The 20,414-nt window shown below is 47.1% G+C and carries 16 protein-coding genes; 12 read left to right on the plus strand and 4 right to left on the minus strand.

Features of this window, described 5'->3' with window-relative positions; genetic code table 11:
- The first annotated feature begins 80 nt into the window (after nt 1-80).
- The 3 genes from dinG to K3F53_RS06765 are packed head-to-tail and all read left to right on the plus strand — an operon-like array spanning nt 81 to nt 4,971.
- Nucleotides 81-2,984, plus strand: coding sequence for an ATP-dependent DNA helicase DinG (dinG, locus tag K3F53_RS06755; RefSeq protein ID WP_220559908.1), 2,904 nt, complete (start codon nt 81-83; stop codon nt 2,982-2,984).
- Nucleotides 2,911-3,624, plus strand: coding sequence for a redox-sensing transcriptional repressor Rex (locus tag K3F53_RS06760; protein WP_082706042.1), 714 nt, complete (start codon nt 2,911-2,913; stop codon nt 3,622-3,624). The genes dinG and K3F53_RS06760 overlap by 74 nt, the downstream gene beginning before the upstream one ends.
- 45 nt (nt 3,625-3,669) lie before the next feature.
- Entirely contained in the window at nt 3,670-4,971 is a 1,302-nt protein-coding gene (locus tag K3F53_RS06765; protein ID WP_057899262.1) for an amidohydrolase family protein, read from the plus strand.
- 88 nt (nt 4,972-5,059) lie between these two features.
- On the opposite strand, the gene K3F53_RS06770 is transcribed toward K3F53_RS06765, so the two are convergent.
- Nucleotides 5,060-5,245, minus strand: coding sequence for a hypothetical protein (locus K3F53_RS06770; protein ID WP_057899261.1), 186 nt, complete (start codon nt 5,243-5,245; stop codon nt 5,060-5,062).
- Nucleotides 5,246-5,382: 137 nt separating this feature from the next.
- On the opposite strand from K3F53_RS06770, the gene K3F53_RS06775 reads away from it, so the two are divergent.
- From K3F53_RS06775 to K3F53_RS06795, 5 genes are all read left to right on the plus strand, one after another.
- Nucleotides 5,383-5,871 carry a cell wall elongation regulator TseB-like domain-containing protein gene (locus K3F53_RS06775; RefSeq protein WP_057899260.1) on the plus strand — a complete coding sequence of 163 codons (489 nt, stop codon included), beginning with the start codon at nt 5,383-5,385 and terminating at the stop codon, nt 5,869-5,871.
- Between the two features lie 128 nt (nt 5,872-5,999).
- Nucleotides 6,000-7,178 carry an RNA-guided endonuclease InsQ/TnpB family protein gene (locus tag K3F53_RS06780; RefSeq protein ID WP_057899259.1) on the plus strand — a complete coding sequence of 393 codons (1,179 nt, stop codon included), beginning with the start codon at nt 6,000-6,002 and terminating at the stop codon, nt 7,176-7,178.
- 281 nt (nt 7,179-7,459) lie between these two features.
- Nucleotides 7,460-7,981, plus strand: coding sequence for a hypothetical protein (locus K3F53_RS06785; protein WP_057899258.1), 522 nt, complete (start codon nt 7,460-7,462; stop codon nt 7,979-7,981).
- Nucleotides 7,974-9,503 carry an AAA family ATPase gene (locus K3F53_RS06790; protein ID WP_057899257.1) on the plus strand — a complete coding sequence of 510 codons (1,530 nt, stop codon included), beginning with the start codon at nt 7,974-7,976 and terminating at the stop codon, nt 9,501-9,503. Before K3F53_RS06785 ends, K3F53_RS06790 begins: the two co-directional genes overlap by 8 nt.
- A 246-nt stretch (nt 9,504-9,749) precedes the next feature.
- Nucleotides 9,750-10,928: a pyridoxal phosphate-dependent aminotransferase gene (locus K3F53_RS06795; RefSeq protein ID WP_057899256.1), complete on the plus strand. Its 1,179-nt coding sequence runs from the start codon at nt 9,750-9,752 to the stop codon at nt 10,926-10,928.
- A gap of 88 nt (nt 10,929-11,016) precedes the next feature.
- Here the strand turns inward: K3F53_RS06795 and K3F53_RS06800 are convergent, their stop codons facing one another.
- Entirely contained in the window at nt 11,017-11,547 is a 531-nt protein-coding gene (locus tag K3F53_RS06800; protein WP_057899255.1) for a hypothetical protein, read from the minus strand.
- Between the two features lie 320 nt (nt 11,548-11,867).
- Here K3F53_RS06800 and K3F53_RS06805 point away from each other — a divergent pair, with 320 nt between their 5' ends.
- The gene (locus tag K3F53_RS06805) at nt 11,868-12,611 is read left to right on the plus strand and encodes a DnaD domain-containing protein (RefSeq protein WP_057899254.1); all 744 of its coding nucleotides are present in this window, start codon (nt 11,868-11,870) and stop codon (nt 12,609-12,611) included.
- Nucleotides 12,612-12,709: 98 nt separating this feature from the next.
- On the plus strand, nt 12,710-13,117 hold the full coding sequence (locus tag K3F53_RS06810; RefSeq protein ID WP_057899253.1) for a hypothetical protein: 408 nt from the start codon (nt 12,710-12,712) through the stop codon (nt 13,115-13,117).
- 79 nt (nt 13,118-13,196) lie between these two features.
- Here the strand turns inward: K3F53_RS06810 and K3F53_RS06815 are convergent.
- Nucleotides 13,197-14,374 (minus strand): IS3 family transposase gene (locus K3F53_RS06815; RefSeq protein ID WP_408863293.1). Its coding sequence is split into 2 segments (ribosomal slippage): nt 13,197-14,098 and nt 14,098-14,374, totalling 1,179 coding nucleotides; the frame shifts between segments, so codons are not numbered across the junction.
- A gap of 146 nt (nt 14,375-14,520) precedes the next feature.
- A complete protein-coding gene (gene ppdK, locus K3F53_RS06820) occupies nt 14,521-17,187 on the minus strand; it encodes a pyruvate, phosphate dikinase (RefSeq protein WP_057899251.1) in 2,667 nt (888 codons plus the stop codon).
- Nucleotides 17,188-17,525: 338 nt separating this feature from the next.
- Here ppdK and K3F53_RS06825 point away from each other — a divergent pair, with 338 nt between their 5' ends.
- Entirely contained in the window at nt 17,526-18,356 is an 831-nt protein-coding gene (locus K3F53_RS06825; RefSeq protein WP_327850951.1) for a sulfurtransferase, read from the plus strand.
- Between the two features lie 243 nt (nt 18,357-18,599).
- On the plus strand, nt 18,600-20,399 hold the full coding sequence (locus K3F53_RS06830; RefSeq protein ID WP_281423724.1) for an ABC transporter ATP-binding protein: 1,800 nt from the start codon (nt 18,600-18,602) through the stop codon (nt 20,397-20,399).
- Nucleotides 20,400-20,414: the final 15 nt, after the last annotated feature.

A 20,414-nucleotide genomic window follows, 5' to 3' on the forward strand; every position in this document is an offset into this window, starting at 1 on the left:
CTTTCTGAGTGATAGAAAATAATAAGTGCATCCCTCTCTTTGGAGAAGCGAAGGAAGCGGAAAATGATGAGGTGAAACGATTGAACACGTTTGTTGTGGTCGATTTTGAGACGACGGGCAATCGACCGAAAGAGGGGGATAAAATCATTCAAATCGGTACGGTGCTTATCCGGAATGGTAAAATTGCGGAACGGTTTTCAACCTTGGTTAACCCGCAGACTGAAATTCCCCCTTTTATTGAGAATTTAACGGGTATCACGAATGACATGGTGGTGCATGCTCCGATGATAGAGGAGGTGCTGCCGCCATTGTTGAAGATGTTAGATGGAGCTGTGTTTGTGGCTCATAACGTCTTTTTTGATCTGGCGTTTTTACAGAATGCGTTGCAGGAAGCGGGATATCATCCGTTTACCGGACCTTTGATTGACACGGTTGAGCTATCGCGTCTGTTGCTTCCAAGACAGGAAGGATATCGATTATCCGATCTGTCAGTTAGTCTCGACATTATGCATGAACATCCGCATCAGGCTGATTCCGATGCCGAGGCGACTGCGCATATTTTGTTGCATTTGCTTGAGAAATTACGCAATCTGCCGCTCGTTACGATTCAACATCTACAAAGGCTAAGCAGACTCTTTCATTCCGATATTCAGATGCTGCTATCGGACATTGAACACCAAAAAGTTCGTGAAGGTACGTACGAACCAGGAACAGATTTGGAAGTTATTCACCAAATCTGCTTGAAAAAGAGAAAAGCGATCAAACAAGAAAGTGGCAGATCACTGGAACAAGCGATTGATTTTGATGGGTTTGCCGATGGTCTGTTTGGGGAGCAGGGGTTATTAAAAAAATGTATGCCCGGCTTTGAGTTGCGCCCTGCTCAGGTTGCGATGATGAAACAGGTGTACGAATCATTTGCGTCAGGTCGACATCTTATGGTAGAAGCAGGCACAGGAACAGGTAAATCACTCGCGTATTTAATTCCTGCTGTCTTCTGGGCGAAGCAGCAGGAAGAGGTCGTTGTTGTTTCCACGCATACGATTCAACTGCAGGAGCAGATGTACACACGTGATTTGCCGATTTTGCAGGCGATATTTGGCGATGATGCGCCGCGTATTTCCATATTAAAAGGAAGAAATAATTATTTATGCCTGCGAAAGTTTTCACATAGTCTACAGGAAGAGCAGGATAATTACGATATTCAGTTAAGCAAGTCGCAAATGCTTGTCTGGTTGACGGAGACAGAGACAGGCGACGTGGAAGAAATCAGCCTCCCGTCCGGCGGACAGGTATATTGGAAACAGGTGCAGAGCGACGCGGGTTCATGTTTGAACCGACAGTGTCCCTGGTTTTCGCGGTGCTATTATCACCATGCGCGGCGCAAAGCTCAGCAAGCAGAAGTCATCGTAACGAATCACTCACTTTTATTCACCGACATGAATTCGGAGCATCGAATTGTTCCATCGTATAAGTATGCGGTTATTGATGAAGCGCATCACTTTGACGACGTAGCAAGTCGTCATTTAGGGGATACTATCTCTTCCTACCAACTGGAGGGTATGCTGCATCATCTGCACCCGGATCGCGGTGTGGGGCTGCTTGAAGAAGTAGAAGAGGCGGTACGGGCTTGGAGTATAGCTGATTATGAGGAAAGCAAACATCTTATTGAGGCGGCGTATCAGCAAATTCGCGAAGGAAAAGAAACGATCCGTGAGATGTACAATTTGCTTTATCAGTGGTCCCACCAGCGGGCGAAAGAAAGTGAAGAAATCGGGCATACGGTGCTTCGTTATAAACAGGAGCACTTAACGAGCCGCTGGGGACGCGCCGTTGTTTCTGCCGTGCGTAACAGCGTGGACTTATTGCTTGCCATCGGCAAGAGGTTGGAGGCGATTTACGCAAACATTCAAAGCGATGACGCGCCGATTGGCATGAAAGGACTTTTGACTGATTTAAACGGGGCTGTGCAGGATTGTCTCGAATACGCGGAGCTATTGCATCATATGTTGCTTACAGAAGATGAAGAGCATGTCTATTGGATTGAACTTGACACGCGCACAACCCGCAAAACGATTTATTTGCACCGCGTGCCGATCGATGTATCGAGCACGTTGCGCGAGCGTTTTTTCAACAAAAAAGAATCTGTCATTCTTACTTCGGCTACGCTAAGCGTCAATTCTTCTTTTGCTTACGCGACGGAACGGTTCGGGCTTGCGGACTTGCTCGCGGAGAACAAAGTAAGTACCATCGTGCTTTCCTCTCCGTTTAACTATAAGCAACAGATGCTCGTTTGCATCCCGAGTGAGGTACCGAATATCAAAGGTTCCTCGGAAGAACAATTTATCCGCGCGCTAATAGATTCACTGGCACGGGTGGCCGTTGCAACGAAAGGGCGAATGCTTGTCTTGTTTACTTCATATGCGATGTTGCGCGGCGTATATGAACATTTGAAAGAAAGGTTAAAAGAAGCGAACATTACTGTTCTGGGACACGGGGTGGACAGCGGTAGCCGCAGCAAATTAACCAAGCAGTTTCGCTCCCTGGAAGCCTGTGTATTGCTTGGCACGAGCAGCTTTTGGGAGGGTGTTGATATTCCTGGCGACGATCTATCCTGCCTTGCAATTGTTCGCCTTCCATTCGTCCCGCCGAATCATCCGCTTGTTGAAGCGCGTAACCAGCAGCTGGAGCAGCAAAACAAAAATGCTTTCATGCAGTTGTCCGTGCCTCAAGCGCTCATCCGGTTTAAGCAAGGATTCGGTCGCCTTGTGCGGACAGGAACGGACCGGGGGGTCGTGCTTATCTATGATCGACGCGTTATCGATGCTCGCTATGGCCGGCTATTTCTTCAGTCGTTACCTGAGACAAACGTAATTGTGAAGCCAACGGAAGATTTATTACCCGAAATTTCGGATTGGCTCGCAAGAACAAAAAGCGCAGAAAGAAACAGCAAGGAGGAAGCGACCGAGCCAAAACAGTGGGGGTAAGGTAAGAAGGAGAGGACAAAAAGTGAAAGTGCCAAAAATATCCGAAGCCGTTGTTAGAAGGCTTCCCGTTTATTTGCGTTATTTGAACAATTTAAAAGCAATGAACGTTCGTACCGTTTCATCGCAGCAGCTTGGCGAAGCGCTTGATTTAAACCCGGCACAAATTCGCAAGGATCTTGCCTGCTTTGGCGAGTTCGGCCGCAAGGGGATTGGCTATGAGGTTAACTATCTTGTGGAAAAAATCAAAAGCATTCTTAAGCTTGACAAGCAGGTTAACGTTTTGTTGGTCGGAGCGGGGCATCTTGGACATGCGATTAGCAATTACAACGCTTATTTAAAAGATAGTATGCGAATTGTCGCTATTTTTGATGCAGATCCGCATAAAATCGGTAAAAAAATCGTAAATATGATGATTCAACCATTGGAAGAATTGGCGAATACGGTAAAAGAAAAGAATATCCGCATTGCCATTATTGCGGTGCCAGCGGACGCAGCACAGGCGGTGGCCGATCGCCTTGTCGCCGCCGGTATTACTGGCATTCTAAATTTCGCACCAACGAATTTACGCGTGCCGGAAAACGTTCGCGTCCATGATGCGGATGTAACGATGGAACTGCATAGCTTGGCGTATTATTTATAAAAAATAGAGTAAGGAGGGAAGGCGCGCTTCCCGCGCGCCTCACATATTATGAAAACAATTATCATTCATGCAACAGTGCTTACAGTGAATAACACGAATGAAGTCATCTATGACGGAGCCATCGCATTTGAAAATGGGGTTCTTACATATGTAGGGCCAACGCCGGAAGAATTGGACACATACGGTGAAGTGATTGACGCGCAGGGTCGGATTGTTATGCCGGGCCTTGTGAATACGCATGGGCATACCGGCATGTCGCTTTTGCGTGGATATGCCGATGATCTGCCGCTACAGGAGTGGCTGGAGACGAAAATGTGGCCGCTGGAAGCGCAATTTACCGAAGAACATGTGCGCTGGGGCACTTCTTTGTCTATTGTTGAGATGCTGAAGACGGGTACGACGACATTTGTGGACATGTATGATCATATGGACATAGTAGCTGAGCTTACCGTCGCATCCGGCATGCGTGCCCGTTTGTGCCGCGGCGTTATCGGACTTTGCCCGCCGGAAGAACAAACGAGAAAACTCGAAGAGGCGAGTGCTTTTGCCGCGAAGTGGAACGGTGCGGCAAACGGGCGCGTTATGACAATGATGGCGCCGCACGGAGCTTACACTTGTCCTCCGGATTATATTGAGCGGATTGTGGCACGCGCCCATGAATTGGACTTGCCGGTGCATATTCATATGTCCGAGACGGAATGGGAAGTACAGCAAAATGTGAACGATTACGGCACCCGTCCGGTAGAGCATCTGGAGAAGCTTGGTGTATTTAACAGGCCGACGCTCGTTGCGCACGCTGTTCATTTAACGGATGAGGAATTGGATACGCTGGCGAAATATGATGTAAAAGTATCACACAATCCGATCAGTAATTTGAAGCTGGGCAGCGGTATTGCACGCGTGCCGGACATGATGGAACGGGGGATTTGTGTTTCGCTTGGAACGGATAGTTCTGCAAGCAATAATAACCTTGATTTATTTGAGGAAATGAAAATGGTGGCGCTTTTGCACAAGGGTCACCGCCAGAATCCGGTGCTCGTTCCGGCGACGGAGGCGCTGCGTATGGCAACGATTTATGGCGCAGAAGCGGTTTTTATGGAGGATCGAATTGGATCGTTGGAAGTCGGCAAACAGGCAGATTTTATTATTCTCGACTCCGGCAGGGTGTTTTTCCATCCGTCGCATGATCCGATTTCGCATGTGGTATACGCGGCGAGCGGGCGGGATGTAAAAGACGTATTCGTTCAAGGCGTGCAACTGGTGAAAGACGGCAGATGTTTGACGATGGATGAGGAAGCGGTTATTGAAAACGCAAACCGGATGTTTGCCAGACTGGAGAAAAAGTAAGGGAAAGAAAAAATTCCCCGCCGTTTGCGGCAGGGACAATGGAAGATGGATAGGTAGGGGAATTAAAATGCGAATCCTTGCCTGTGGTTTAAGGCCGTTCCATTATGATCCAAGAATGAAGGTTCGGCTGACGGAGAGATGCAAAATCATCTTCTCCCGCATGGCGAAACGGGGAGGAGAGAAGCATCCATGAAGGATTTCGTTCATCCGACAATAGCCTGGCCACTTCTTCCGGCAATTGTTCAAAAAGACGCGCAAGGTGCGGTTGCTTCACACCCGCTCACCTCCTCCTGCGCTTACGCTTAGTATTTCCGGGGGGGAAAGGCAGTATGTTTAGCATTTTTTGATTCCCCTGCCGCGCTCCGGCGTGGAACATCTTTGAAAATACGGAAAACAGGTAAGGGTAAACTTATGAAAAAGTTTTGGCTATATGGGCTGTTTGTTTTACTTGTTGCGGCATTGTGCGTGGCGACTTTCATTTATTTGCATCTGCGCGGACAGCAACATGCCATTATTGAGCGTGGAACGGAACTTGCGTTGACACGGACGCAGATAAATGAGGTCACTTCCGTTGACGTGTATTACGGAACAGAAGATTATATTGTTGTCAGAGGAAAGACGCAAACAGGAGAAAAACTTGTGGCCTGGTTTCAGGGGGAGCAAGGGGAAGTGGAGAAAATGTCCCGTCTCATCCCTGAAGAGAATGTTATCGAAGCATTAACTAAACAATACCCGAACTTCCAGCTTATCCATATCATTCCAGCCAAGCAGGGGAAGCAGAAGATGTGGGAAGTATTATTTGAAGATGGAGACAATAGTTTGAACTATTACTACATTGATATGTATACCGGTAAATTTTTGAAGGTATATCGAGTGCCCATTGCAGAAGGTGATTTTTAACATAACACGCGAGAAGTCCCCTTCCTCCACGCCTCCGGCGTAGGTGGGGGATGAATCGCGCTTCTTTTTCCCTTCTATTCGTTGTATAATAGGAATGTACGTTCGTAGTGAGAAAGAAGGGGATTCGAATGATTCGAACTGCAAAAGTCGCTTTTACTGCATCCCGCTCCACCATAGATGCCCTGTTTGCTTTAAATCGCTTCTCGGCAGAGGTGTGGAATATGTGCTTGGCTGAAGCGAAAGTCTACCACCAGCAAACCGGGCAGTGGATCGGTAAAACCGAACTACAAAAACGCTTGAAGCGTCGTTTTCCAATGCACAGCCAGAGCATACAAGCTGTGTGCCACAAATATCTTTGGGCGCGAGATAGCGCACATCAGGCCCGAAAGGAAGGGTACACGAACGTCCGCTATCCATATAAGCAAAAGAAGTATTTCAACACAAAGTGGGCGGCGGACGGTTTTACCATTCATCCCAACGGGCGCATTTCGTTGAGTCGCGGCATCTGGGAAGGCAAGCGTCAAGCACCGCTCGTTGTTCGTGTGACTCAGTTACCCGCTGGAACTGTAAAAGAGATTGAACTCGTCTACGACCGGGGCCTGCATCTGTGTCTTACCTACGACGATGGCAAGAAAGCACCGAACCCGCCGGGTTCGCATACATGCGCCATTGACCCGGGTGAAATTCATACGCTTGCAGCCGTCGCAACAACTGGAGACAGTCTCATTGTGACCGGACGAAAAATCCGAAGCATTCACCGCCTGCGTAACAAGAAGCTTGCAGAGCTTCAGCGAAAAATGAGCAAGTGCCAGAAATACAGCCGTCAGTGGAAGCGGTACAATCGGGCGAAACAATATCTTCTTTCTAAAAGTAAACGCCAGTTACAGGATGCCTTGCACAAAACGACGAAACAGTTTGTCGAATGGGTGGTCGCCCAGCAAGTGAACGAAGTCTACCTTGGAGACGTCGAAGGTGTCCAGCGAAAGAAGAAAAAGAAACGTTCTCGCTGCCACAATCAGCGAATGAGCCAGTGGCAGTTTGGGAAAGTAAAGAAGTACCTAACGTACAAACTGAAGGCGGAAGGCATCATGCTCCACAAGCGCGAGGAACGTTATACATCGCAAACCTGTCCGGTTTGCGGGGCGAAAAAGAACGTGCGTGGGCGTATGTATCGCTGTTCGTGCGGCTATACCCAACATCGGGACATTCACGGTGCGGCGAATCTACTGTCCAAAGTGTTGTATGAAAATCAGATTCAGTCCTTGCCGTTTGAAATTCAGAAACCCACGTATCTACGGATCGCCTAAGCGAGAAGTAGTAGATGGTTTGTTCCGACCCACGCCCGTAAGGATGTGTTGCTGAATGATTCCCCTCGCAGACGGCACGTGTCTGTGAGATCAGCGACAACCCGCTGATCGCCTGTTCTATCGAGGTGGATAGTTCAGAAACCCCCACTTCAACCTATGGTAAATGGGGGAGGTTCATCATTATTCCGGAAAAAAAAGCTTGTCCAAATGGGGATATATTTGTGATATACTACGTGATATACAAAGTATATATCACTTCTGTAGAAAGGGGTGGGTAGGGAATGAAGGTACGTGCATTACCCATCTTTTTATCCGTTTTAGTGAGCAGCTTGCTGTTATTTGGGGGTTGGTATGTCTTTCAAAATCAATTTGTGAAAAAACCAATCTCCAATGAAATTGCAGCAATGCAAAGCGTAAAGCTAAACAACATTACTGTCGGCCGTGATGCCATTACCCTTAATGTTTCGTTTAATGATCCGGAGAAGTTTGCCGAAGATTATAAAACGATAAAGAAAATTGCATCGGATAAGGCAAACGGAAAAACGGTAAAAATAGAATGTTATTCTCCAAATATTTCCTTGCAGAAGATTTGGGAGGAGAACGCTTTTGCCGTTGCGGAGGCGATGGAACTTCACACATATTCAAAAATTCCCATCGCGCTTGAAGAAATGAAAAAAAAGCATCGTTTAAAGAATGCAACTTCTTATATGGACGAGCAGAATGTGTACATTTATTTGAATGACGGCAAAGGTCCGTATTATGCGGTATTGCCGCGCGAGCGAGAGGTGAGCCGGAATGGTTAAAGAGATCATCATCGGTGCGGTACCGGTTATCATCGTGTTTCTTGTATTTCTTGGTATCAATGTAGCTCCGTTAATTATTGTAGCGATGGTTATTAGTTTTATTGCGTTTCTGATAATGAGACAAGGCGGCATGCCTATTGCACAGAAGAAAAGCGCGCTGGATACGCCAAAAACGACAGTAAAATTTAAGCAAATCGGCGGACAGGAGCGCGCGAAGAAAGAGTTGATGGAGGCGCTTGATTTCCTGATTCACAAAGATGCGTTAAAAGAATACGGAATTCGTCCGCTGAAAGGCATACTTTTGACCGGACCTCCAGGCACCGGGAAAACGTTGATGGCCAAAGCGGCAGCGAATTATACGAACTCTGCGTTCGTCGCGGCTTCCGGCTCCCAGTTCGTTGAAATGTACGTCGGAGTCGGCGCGCAGCGCATTCGCGATTTGTTTAAAGAGGCAAAGCAAAAAGCCGAAAAGAATAATCAGGACAGCGCGATTATTTTTATCGACGAGATTGACGTGCTGGGCGGGAAACGCGAAGGGAACCAGCATCGCGAATATGACCAGACGCTTAACCAGTTATTAACAGAGATGGATGGTATTACGACTTCTGAAAATCCACGCATTCTGATGATTGCGGCTACCAACCGGGTGGACATGCTAGATGACGCGCTTTTGCGCCCGGGACGTTTCGACCGGCAAATTGTAGTCGATCTTCCGGATATGAAAGCGCGTAAGCAAATTCTCGAGATTCATGTGAAAAATAAGCCGCTCGCAGACGATGTGGATATTGAAGCGATCGCACGCGATACGTTTAATTTTTCCGGTGCTCAGTTAGAAAGTGTAACCAATGAAGCGGCGATTTATGCATTCCGTGAGAAAAGCAAAGTAATTACGCAGCGTCACTTTGCTCAGGCAATTGATAAGGTAATGATGGGTGAACAGACGGACAGAGAATCAACTGCGGAAGAACGGGAACGTGTGGCCAACCATGAGCTCGGACATGCGATTGTCTCCGAAGTTGTTCGTCCGTTATCCGTGTCCCAGGTATCTCTGCGTCCGCGCGGCCAAGCGCTGGGATATGTGCGCCAAAGTCCGCAGCAGGATCGCTACCTGTACACCTTGGAGAACCTTGAACAACAGATTATGATTGCGCTCGGTGGCGCGGTGGCGGAAGAGATGATTTACGGCGGCCGTAGCACCGGTTCCCGTAACGATTTTGAACAGGCGCTTCGTTTGGTGAACACAATTATTGACAGTGGCTTGTCGGAGCTTGGCATTGTAAAAATGGAGATGGTCAGCAAAGAGGCGCTGCATGAAGAGCGTCAGCGCATCTTGAATGATTTATTAGAGCGTACGCGCCAAATTTTGAGCGATTATTTCCCGGTCTTTTCTCATGCGCTACATCATTTACTGCGCGAGGAAGTGCTTAACGGTGATCAATTTCGCGCGATGCTCGAAGAAGCGCGCGCCTTGCCGAAACAAAATAAAATCGAGGAATTGGAGGCTCACCGCCTTAAGGCATAGAACAAAGAAGAAAGGCTAATTCAATCGGATTAGCCTTTTTTCTTTGCTGGTTCAGATGTTTTACGGGTCAGCCTGCTGTGACACAAAACGGTTGTTTCTGCTACATGAGCAGGAAAAGAAGAAATGAGTAGTGTCTACAAGTCTCTCTTACTACTTGTATTTTTCTGCAAGAGAGTTACAATGAAAAGGTATTGAAAAAATAAAATTGTTGCATATTTTGTTGTGGCAGTAGAGGAGGGTTTATTTATGAAAGTAGCGAAGCGCGTGGCGCAAATTACGCCATCTAAGACGCTCGCCATCACCGCTAAAGCGAAGGAATTGCGGAGTCAGGGGTATGACGTGGTTGGCTTGGGAGCAGGCGAACCGGATTTTAATACACCAAAGCATATTATCGATGCTGCTGTACAGGCGATGGAAGAAGGACAGACGAAATATACGGCCGCTGCCGGCATTCCAGAGTTGAAAAAAGCAATTTGTGAAAAGTTAAAACGCGATAATCATCTTACATACAAACCATCACAAATTGTCGTATGCAATGGTGCAAAGCATGCTTTATATAACTTATTTCAAGCAATTGTTGACCCGGGCGACGAAGTTATTGTCCCGATTCCATACTGGGTGAGCTATCCGGAAATGATTACGCTTGCTGATGGGGTTCCGGTATTCGTAGAAGGAAAAGAGGAAAATGAATTTAAAATTACGCCGGAACAGTTGCGCCAGGCGATCACAGATAAAACGCGCGCAGTTATTCTTAACTCTCCGAGCAACCCGACCGGAAGCGTTTATGCTCGCGAGGAACTGGAGGCGCTCGCGCAAGTATGCATTGAAAAGAAAATTCTCATCGTATCCGATGAAATATACGAAAAACTTATTTATGACGGAGAAGAACATGTAAGTATTGCAAGCCTGAGTCCGGAAGCGTATGAGCTGACGATTGTGATCAATGGTATGTCTAAACCGTATTCCATGACCGGCTGGCGCATCGGTTATGCCGCAGGAAACGAAGAAATCATCAAAGCGATGGCGAATCTCTCCAGCCACAGTACATCCAATCCGACAACATTTGCGCAGTATGGTGCATTAGCAGCGCTCACAGGAACGCAGGAGCCGCTTGAAATGATGAAAGCGGAGTTTGACAAGCGCCGCAAAGCGGTTGTCAAACTGATGAACGAAATCGACGGCATTCATTGTGTGGAGCCGAAAGGCGCTTTTTATCTTTTTGCGAACGTAAGCGAAGCCATGAGAAAAGGCGGATATAACGATGTGGACGAATGGGCGCAGGCGTTGCTTGAAAAAGAGTACGTAGCCCTTATTCCGGGTTCCGGTTTTGGCGCGCCGAATCATATCCGTATTTCTTATGCCACTTCTTTGGAGCAATTGGAAAAAGGCATTGCCCGCATCAAAAAATTTGTAGAAGGCAGGTAAGCAAAAAGCTCGGAGCCGACTGTTACGGCAGTCTCCGGGCTTTTTTTGAGAAAAAAAGCGGCGGGCAGAAAACCCTCCGCTTTTGGATTTATAGCAGTTTGAATGAAGTTTTAATTTGGGCGTACATATCATTTAACATATCGGAAATTTCTGTTACTTCCTGATCGCCCACAAAAAGCGTTTCAGATGGAAACAAGGCTGCATACACTGTGCTGTCCCGTTTGGCCAATTTTAAATAAAGGGACTCGTTATAGTCTTCGCTATTCCATACTTTCTCGGGAATTTTTACAATTTCTAATAATTCAAATGAGTGCTTGGTATCCGAAAAAATGACAGCCGGAAATCCATCCCAGTTTTTATCCGTTTGTTCTGTGCGATACTTTCCTTCCCATGAAGCAGGCATATGAAGCGAAAAGCCCATCTCTTCATTGGTGTATACGTTTTTCTCTTTTGCTTCTTCAGCGGAAACGACAGAGACCGGAGTAGTCTGTTGCCCGGTTGGTTGAGATGAGGGAATGTCATCTGCGCGCACGTCCGGTTGTATGATGGCAAGGGCGCTTGCCGTACCGAGCACGCAAATCCCTAGCATGAAGGCCAACAGCTTCGTAGAAAGTTTCATCGCTGCATCTCCTACTTTCTAAATGAAATGTCAAATGTCACTTAACTTTTACCACCGGTTTATTGTTTTCATGCTGCATTTCCCCTTTTTCTGCGCTATACTTTCTCTGGAAATACTTATGATATAGTTATTGTAACAGGTTATTTTTATTTTTTCCTCCGCCTTAAGGCCGAGAGAATAAAGGAAATTCTTACGGCAAAGGAGGAAAGACAGCGTCTTTTGAACCGACTCTACCCATAAGCGAAAAACAAAACTTTTGCAAGACTAAACTTGTCGCGCCAGTCCTGCTATAATCGTTCATACATGAGAGGTGGATTTCAATGAGTGATGTCATAGCGAGGATGCTTGCGGCTGGTACGACTTCGCTTTCCAATCTGGTTTTGCAAAATTACCGGAAGCTCGGTCTTTCTGATGAGGAGATGATGCTAGTTATTCATCTCCTTGGCTTTAAGGCAGAAGGTAAACCATTTCCGACGATTGGTGAACTAGAGGAGAGAATGTCCGCTGACGCCTCAGTCATTATCAAAATGCTGCAGCGTCTGGTGCAACAGGGATATCTTTCAATTGAGGAAACGGTCGATCCTGTAACTGGGGTGCGTTCTGAATGGTACTGTTTTACGCCTTTATATAAAAAAATTGCCGCCTGTCTAGAGAAAGGACAGACAGATAGAGAAAAGCAAGAACGCAGAGATATTAAAAATTTGTACGCGATTTTCGAAGAGGAATTTGGGCGGCCCCTGTCGCCGATTGAATGCGAGAATTTGGCGATGTGGCTTGATCAGGATGGGTATAGTGAAGCGCTTATTATGGCGGCGCTTCGAGAAGCGGTTATTTCCGGCAAACTGTTTTTCCGTTATATTGACCGGATTTTATTTGAATGGCACCGTAACAACATACGGACGCCACAGCAGGCGCGCGAGTACAGCCTTAAGTTCCGCAAGCACCAGCATCGCGGCGAACGTTCTGGAACTGTTTTACAACAAGGTATATCGGGGGCGACCGCGGACGCGTTGCCGCAGGAATTTTCTTTTTACAACTGGTTGGAAGAAGAAAATGATTCATAGATGAGAGCGGTTAATTAACGATGATTTTCCACTGATTTTTATTTAGTAAAGAACGGTCGATGTCATACATATTTGGAAACGATGTGGGAGGCGGACGAATGAGCAACCTGGATGATTTGTTTTTATATACAAATCCGACGCGGCGTGACGTGAAAAATATTTATCGTGAGGAAAAATATGCACGGGGCATTCTGTTGAAAAATGGTGATATGATCGTCTGGAACGGTGATATTATGCATACAAAAGTGATGCCGTTTATTACCGAAACAGGTGTTCATTTTAGCCTGTTCAATGATAAGCTGGAGATTTGCTGGCAGTTCGAATCATGGGCGGAGATTCAGAGGCGACTGGTAGCAGCTAAGCCGTATTTTGACAACTTAGAGTTTCCAGAAGATGGGCGGATTGTGATTGATACGCGCTATTATACACATACTGATGTGTCGTTTCCGGAAATCCGTTATTATCAATTGTTTGAAGAAGGTTTTGAATTAGCGCCGTTAGAATAGAGAAATGTAAAAACCCGGAATTCATCGACCGAGTGGTCTTACCCCTGTCAAGTAGACAGTGTTAAAAAAGCCTATATTTTTATGCGTCCATTTTTTCCCGATATTCGATCGGCGACAGATAGCCGAGTTTTTTCTGGAACCGTTCACTGTTGTAAAAAGTCATATATTGCCCAATGGCTTGATGAAGTTCGTCCATTGACGTACACTTATCCATGTACAACTTTTCTGTTTTGAGATGCGAAAAGAACGATTCGATGCAGGCGTTGTCTAGGCAGTTTCCTTTGCGAGAGTGGCTGCCCACCATGCCCCACTGCTCGATTCGTCTGTTGTACGAACGAGACGTGTATTGGAATCCTTGATCGGAGTGGATCATGGTTCCAGTCACGTTTCTTTTTCTTTTTGCTTTATCCAATGTATCCAGGACAAGCTTGAGGTCATTTCGTTCGGAAATATGATAGGCAACAATTTCGTTATTATATAAATCCTGTATGGCAGACAAGTAAAGAAACTGGTTTTGGAAAGGAAGATACGTAATGTCGGTTACCCATTTTTGATTTGGTGCTTCTGCCTTAAACTGGCGTGCAAGAAGGTTTGGGTACACTACGGATGGTTGTTTGCCAAAGAAACGTCTCTTCTTACGGATCACCGACCGAAGGTCGAGATCTTTCATTAAGCGGTAGACACGTTTGTGATTGACATCGTATCCTTCTTTTCGTAAAGCAACGGTCATACGTGGATAGCCATAAAACGGACATATGGTATATATGGCTATGATGTGCGCCTTGAGCTCCTCTTCTAACTGTTTACGTCTCGCTTTATGTTCCCCTGGTTTCAGCCATTTATGGTATCCCTGACGGGATACCTTTGCAATCTCAAGCAACCAACATAAACGGTAGGTAGAGCGCAGGGTATGGATGATTTCAAATCGCTTCTCTTTTGGAATCACTCCTTGTGTAGATTTGGATATCGCTTTTTTAGGTAATCACGCTCCGCTTTCACATACGCCAGTTCTTCCTCTACACTTTTAAACTTCGTCTTTGGTCGTCCTTTTCTCCAGGCTGTTGATTCCCCTCTTTTATCTTTAAAATCTTCTCCGTTGCGGTACTTTTTCACCCATCGCTTCACCTGTGTATTGCTTCGAATCTCCAGTCGCTCTGCCACTGCTTGATAACTCATTCCCTCTTCTTCATACAGTCGAACCGCTTCCGCCTTAAGCTCCGGTGTGTAGTGTTGAAACTTCTGTCCCTTTTTAGCCATAAAAAATCCCCTCCAGTTAACAGTGAAAATCCATTGTAACACAGGGCTTTTTTACACTGTCAACCACAAGGGGATAATATCAGAGTTTAGTCAGAATCCGGGTTTTTTCTTTTGCCCGTGGCATGCCCACGAGTTTTTCTCATGAATTAGTTGCCATTGATTGCTTGTTGTCGGCGCATACGAATGGCAGCCTGGGCAGCAGCGATGCGCGCGGCGGGAACACGTGGCGGGAGTGAGGAAATAAAGTTTATGCCAACGTTCTGAAGGAACAGTACAGAATGTTTTTCACTAGTGTGCTCGCCGCACACGCCGATGGGCAGATTTGGTTTACGTTTCCGGCCCTTTGCAATGGCAATTTCAATCAGCTTGCCTACGCCTTCTTCGTCAAGATACACGAACGGATTTTCTGGCAAAATATTGTGATCCAGATAGTGAGCTAGATATTTGCCTTCTGCATCGTCGCGGCTGAATCCGTAAGTAGACTGCGTCAAATCATTTGTGCCGAAGGTAATAAAGTCAGCGTATTCAACCATTTTATCAGCGGTTATGCAAGCGCGCGGCAACTCAATAAACGCTCCGATCGGAATATCGATTCGATCGCGGTAGACGCTGAATACCTGTTCGAGCGTTTCTTCCACGGTTTCGCGTACAGCTTTCATTTCGCGCCAGTCACTTACAAGAGGCACGATAATGTTCGGGTAAACGGTCATGCCTTCCGCTTTCAGTTCAAGCGCCGCTTCCGCAATGGCACGGGTCTGGACTTCGTAAATTTCCGGATACGTGATGCCGATTCGGCAACCACGGTGCCCAAATGAAGGATTCAGTTCGTGCAGCATTTCGATCCGTTGCTGTAGCGCTTCTTTTTCGGCGAGCAGTTCTTCATCACCTGCTAGGCGCGCCCGTTCGATTTCGAGCGCAACGGTTGTCGGATGCGGCAAGAACTCGTGCAGCGGCGGGTCAATGAGACGTATTGTAACTTGCTTGCCTTCCATCGCCCGAAAAATGCCGATGAAATCCGATTTTTGTAGCGGAATCAGTTGCTGTAGCGCTTTTTTACGCTCGCGCGAAGTGCGGGCAAGAATCATCCGAGTAACCCGTGGCAGGCGTTCCGGGTCCATAAACATTAATTCCGTGCGGCAGAGTCCGACTCCTTCAGCGCCCATTTTGCGCGCCAGTTTGGCTTCCTGTGGCGTATTGACGCTGCTGTAGACAGCAAGCGTTTTATATTCATTGGTCCATTCGAGAAGGGTGCAGAATTCTTTCGAGAATTTTGGTGGTACCAGCGGAACTTCCCCGAGGATGACACGCCCGGTGGAGCCGCAGATGGTAATGACGTCACCTTCTTTGAGGATAACGGTTCCGGTGTGAAGCTCGCGCCGTTCCATATCAACGGTAAACGATTCGCAGCCGACGACCGAAGGCGTGCCCAAATCGCGTGCTACAACCGCCGCGTGACTGGTTACGCCGCCGCGCGTTGTCAGCACGCCAGCGCTGGCGAGGATGCCATGAATATCTTCTGGGGTCGTTTCCTGACGGACAAGAATGACAGAATGACCGGTACGGTGCTGCCGCTCCGCTTCTTCCGCATCAAACACAATAATTCCCGTGGCCGCTCCGGAACTGGCATCGAGCCCTTTGCCGATAATGTTAAGTTCGGCATTCGGATCGATTGTGTACTGCATGAGCGGTGCAAGCGATGCTGGGTCAACTCGCATAATGGCTTCTTCACGCGTGATAAGCCCTTCATTTGCCATATCGACTGCGATTTTAATATTTGCTTCGGCGGTTCGTTTGGCGGAACGGGTCTGCAGGATGTACAGCTTGCCTTCTTCTACCGTAAATTCGATATCCTGCACGTCACGATAGTGTTTCTCAAGGTTATAGGCAATTTCTTTGAATTGCTCGAATGTTTCGGGCAGCCGCTCCTGGAGGACGGTTAGCTGCTGTGGTGTGCGGATGCCAGCCACAATATCCTCGCCTTGCGCGTTAAACATGAATTCGCCGAACAGTTCGTTTTCTCCGGTGGAAGGGTGACGGGTAAACGCGATGCCTGTACCGGAGTTTGGCCCCAGATTGCCGAACACCATTTGTTGAATGGTAACGGCCGTTCCAATATATTCCGGAATTTTTTGAATTCGTCGGTAAATCATCGCGCGCTGGTTGTACCAGGAATCGAATACTGCGCCGATGGCGGTGATAAGTTGCTGTTTTGGGTCTTGCGGGAATTTATGTCCTGTTTCTTTGAAAACAATTTCTTTGAAAATGAGAATCAAATCAAGAAGATGGTCGCAGCTTAATTGTGAATCCTGCTCTACGCCTGCCTGTTTTTTTATTCGTTCCAGTTCGTCTTCGAATTGTCTTTCATCCACGCCCAGGACGATGGAGCTAAACATTTGAATAAACCGGCGATAGGAATCATAAGCGAAACGCTTATTTTCCTTATGCGCTGCCAGAGCGGCGACCGTATAATCGTTTAGACCGAGATTGAGGATGGTATCCATCATACCGGGCATGGAAATGGATGAGCCGGAACGGACCGATACGAGCAGCGGGCTACTCGGATGACCGAAGCGCTTGCCTGCTGTTTCTTCAAGCGTATGCAGCGCCCAATAGATTTCCTGTTCAATCTCTGGATGGATGTTTTTTCCTTCCTCATAAAAGCGACGGCAGGCGCTTGTTGTAATGGTGAAACCCGGAGGGACGGGGAGCCCAAGCCCGGTCATTTCGGCCAGATTGGCTCCTTTCCTTCCGAGAAGATCATTCATTGTTGCATTGCCTTCGTGAAACAAGTAGACGTATTTTTTACTCATCATTGTCGCCTTTAAGTGGCGGGCACCTCCGATTCAAGTAGCCAATTTGTACATTTTGCTTCCTTTTTACACTATTATAATTACGTATCATAGCGAATACGCCATGACTTGTGAACAAATATTGACTTTATTTTCAGGCATTTGCTACGATATAAAGCGACGAATTCAAATCGTTCTTTATAAAATAATGCTTATTTTTCAGAAAATTAAAACCTGAGCTTCTTGTCAGCAGAAGGCTTGTCCGATATACATAATTCACTTCGAGACAGACAAAAAAATTCCTGCCAAAAGCGGTGCATGATCGTACAGAAATTCAGGGGAGAGTGAAGGATACGGTGGACATGGTAGTTTCTGTTTCGTGGTTAGCAGAACATTTGCATGATGAAAAGCTGGCGGTGGTGGACTGTCGATTTGTGCTGGGACAGCCAGAGAAAGGAAGGGACGGATATAAAACTGAACACATTCCGGGTGCGATTTATTTCGATCTGGAACAGGATTTATCAGCGCCGAAAGCTGTACACGGTGGACGTCATCCCTGGCCGGATGCGGACGTGTTCGCGACTAAGCTTGGCCAAGTAGGGATAGACAATGATACAGCGATTGTGTTGTACGATGAGCAACAAGGGGTGATGGCTGCTCGTGCATACTGGGTATTGCGCTATGTTGGGCATGAAAAGCTGGCGCTTCTTAACGGCGGATTTCCGGCGTGGAAAGCAGCAGGGTATCCAGTAACCGCGGAAATGCCGAAGCGTAGTTCTGCTACATACGTACCCCGCGTCAGGAAGGATTTGCTTCGCAATGTGGACGATGTGCGTCGCCATGTAAAGGGCGGGCAAGCTCTCTTGGTTGATTCACGAGCACATAACCGTTATACCGGGGAAGTGGAAACGATAGATCCGGTTGGCGGCCATATTCCGGGCGCAGTGAATTATGAGTGGCAGTGTGTTGTTGACGAAACCGGGAAATGGAAGGATGAGAAAGTGTTGCGTGAGCATTTTTCCGAATTGCCACGGGATCGGGAAGTGATTGTCTACTGTGGTTCAGGTGTCACCGCCTGCGCGAATTTGTTTGCGCTTGAACGTTTAGGATACGAAAATGCCAAGCTGTATGCTGGCAGCTGGAGCGATTGGATTTCTTACCCCGACAACCCGGTAGCTACGGGCAACGGATGAAAAATCAGGAGACGGGCACTCTGAGTACAGATCTTTATTCGATTCAAGCGACGCCAATCATCCGAACGAAATCTTCGCTCGGCAATTATAAATAACGATAAGATAAAAAGCTTGCCCTTGACGTTACGTCAGGGGCTATAATTTTTGGTAAGCAAGGAGTTAGAAAGAGATGACATACGAACCATTGATTACGAGTTTGTTTGAAAGGAAAGAAATTTCTGTTGAACGAGAGGGAGAAATCGAATGAGGAACTCGAACAAGTTAGCCAATCCTGAAGCTGTTCAGGGTAAAAGAATGGGTTTGCCCAAATGGGGGGATTTCTGGTCTTTATTAAGTAAGCACAGGCCAGCTCTTTGGATTATAATCGTTGCTGTTGTGCTAGGTCTCGGGGAGACGCTTCTTTCCTTGCTTATTCCTTTGTTTACGATGGATATGGTGAATCAATTGTCAGCAGCAAGTCTGCAAGGAACTACAATTGTTTCAATGATAAGCGTCTTTTTATTTCAGGCGTTGATGTCAGGTTGTTCGATTTACACGATGTCTTATGTCGGTCAATATGTCGTAGCCCGGTTGCGCAGTGAGGTATGGCAACGGGTGCTGAAGCTACCTGTTTCGTTTTTTGACCGCAATACTTCAGGGGAAGTGATGAGCCGGATTACCAACGATACGAATGTCATCAAAGATTTTATTACAGCTCATGTTATTTCCTTCTTTTCCGGACTCCTTTCCATTATCGGAGCCGTCATTTTATTGCTCATGATCGATTGGAAAATCACGCTGTTTATGTTGCTCGCTGTGCCTGTAGCCTTGCTCATTTTATGGCCGATCGGTGCCAGAATGTTCGGGGTTTCCAAGAAGATGCAGGACGAAACCGCGCTGTTTCAAGGGGATCTTGGCCGCGTGTTATCGGAAATTCGCCTTGTCAAAGCGTCTCTGGCAGAACCGCTGGAACGAGAGCGGGGGGATAAGAGAATAACCCATCTGTTTCGTTACGGTTTGAAGGAAGCCAGGATTACGGCAATTTTGTCACCTCTAATGATGAGTATTATGATGCTTCTGCTTGTTATGTTGATCGGCTATGGAGGAGTGCGGGTTGCTGAAGGATCGTTAACCGGCGGTGAATTGGTAGCGATTATTTTGTATATGTTTCAAGTTGTTGTTCCTTTCACGCAACTGGCTTCGTTTTTCACTCAATTCCAGAAAGCGATGGGGGCTTCTGAACGGATCATTGAAATTTTACGGGAAGAACTAGAGGAGTCACACCCGCAGGTGATCGAGCAACCGCTGCGTGAGCAAGCGAGTGATCGGCAAAAGTCGCTCCGGTTTGATACAGTCAGCTTCGGTTATGCTCCGGACAAGTTCATCTTACGTGATTTGTCTATGACGATAGAAGCAGGACAAATGACTGCCTTCGTCGGTCCGAGCGGAGCAGGGAAGACGACGTTGTTCTCGCTGATCGAGAGATTTTATGAGCCGTCAGCAGGAACTATTTTTTATGGTTCTATGCCTCTCTCATCCTTACGTATTCAGGATTGGCGAAGTCGTATTGCGTATGTGTCACAGGAAAGTCCGATGATGGGCGGCACGATCCGCGACAATTTGACGTATGGCCTGGAAGAAGTTGACGAAGCAAAAATGAAAGAAGCGGTGGAACAGGCGAATCTGAGCGCGTTTATCAGCTCGTTGGAGAAGGGATATGACACGGAGGTCGGAGAAAGAGGAGTAAAATTATCGGGTGGGCAACGCCAACGCCTTGCGATTGCCCGGGCGATATTGCGCGACCCGGAAATATTGCTCCTTGATGAGGCAACAGCCCATCTGGACAGTGCTTCTGAGCAGTTGGTGCAGGAAGCGCTACGAGTGTTAATGCAAGGTCGAACCACGCTGGTCATTGCCCACCGTCTATCCACAGTACGCAATGCAGACAAGATCTTTGTTCTTGAAAAAGGAGTGATAACAGGGCATGGTACTCACGATGAACTGTTAGTAACTCACGAATTCTACAGAAAGCTGGTGCAACAGCAATTTGATCAAACCGGATGAACTCCGGTTTTTTTG

It is taken from the genome of Aneurinibacillus thermoaerophilus, assembly GCF_019603355.1.
GTDB classification, from domain to species: Bacteria; Bacillota; Bacilli; order Aneurinibacillales; family Aneurinibacillaceae; genus Aneurinibacillus; species Aneurinibacillus thermoaerophilus.

Excerpts from the sequence above, each read along its gene's own strand:
- K3F53_RS06825 (WP_327850951.1), top strand. The coding sequence starts at position 17,526 with ATGGTAGTTTCTGTTTCGTGGTTAGCAGAACATTTGCATGATGAAAAG.
- K3F53_RS06785 (WP_057899258.1), top strand. The coding sequence starts at position 7,460 with ATGAAGGTACGTGCATTACCCATCTTTTTATCCGTTTTAGTGAGCAGC.
- ppdK (WP_057899251.1), bottom strand. The coding sequence starts at position 17,187 with ATGATGAGTAAAAAATACGTCTACTTGTTTCACGAAGGCAATGCAACA.
- K3F53_RS06810 (WP_057899253.1), top strand. The coding sequence starts at position 12,710 with ATGAGCAACCTGGATGATTTGTTTTTATATACAAATCCGACGCGGCGT.
- K3F53_RS06805 (WP_057899254.1), top strand. The coding sequence starts at position 11,868 with ATGAGTGATGTCATAGCGAGGATGCTTGCGGCTGGTACGACTTCGCTT.
- K3F53_RS06795 (WP_057899256.1), top strand. The coding sequence starts at position 9,750 with ATGAAAGTAGCGAAGCGCGTGGCGCAAATTACGCCATCTAAGACGCTC.
- K3F53_RS06800 (WP_057899255.1), bottom strand. The coding sequence starts at position 11,547 with ATGAAACTTTCTACGAAGCTGTTGGCCTTCATGCTAGGGATTTGCGTG.
- K3F53_RS06780 (WP_057899259.1), top strand. The coding sequence starts at position 6,000 with ATGATTCGAACTGCAAAAGTCGCTTTTACTGCATCCCGCTCCACCATA.
- K3F53_RS06790 (WP_057899257.1), top strand. The coding sequence starts at position 7,974 with ATGGTTAAAGAGATCATCATCGGTGCGGTACCGGTTATCATCGTGTTT.
- K3F53_RS06830 (WP_281423724.1), top strand. The coding sequence starts at position 18,600 with ATGAGGAACTCGAACAAGTTAGCCAATCCTGAAGCTGTTCAGGGTAAA.
- K3F53_RS06775 (WP_057899260.1), top strand. The coding sequence starts at position 5,383 with ATGAAAAAGTTTTGGCTATATGGGCTGTTTGTTTTACTTGTTGCGGCA.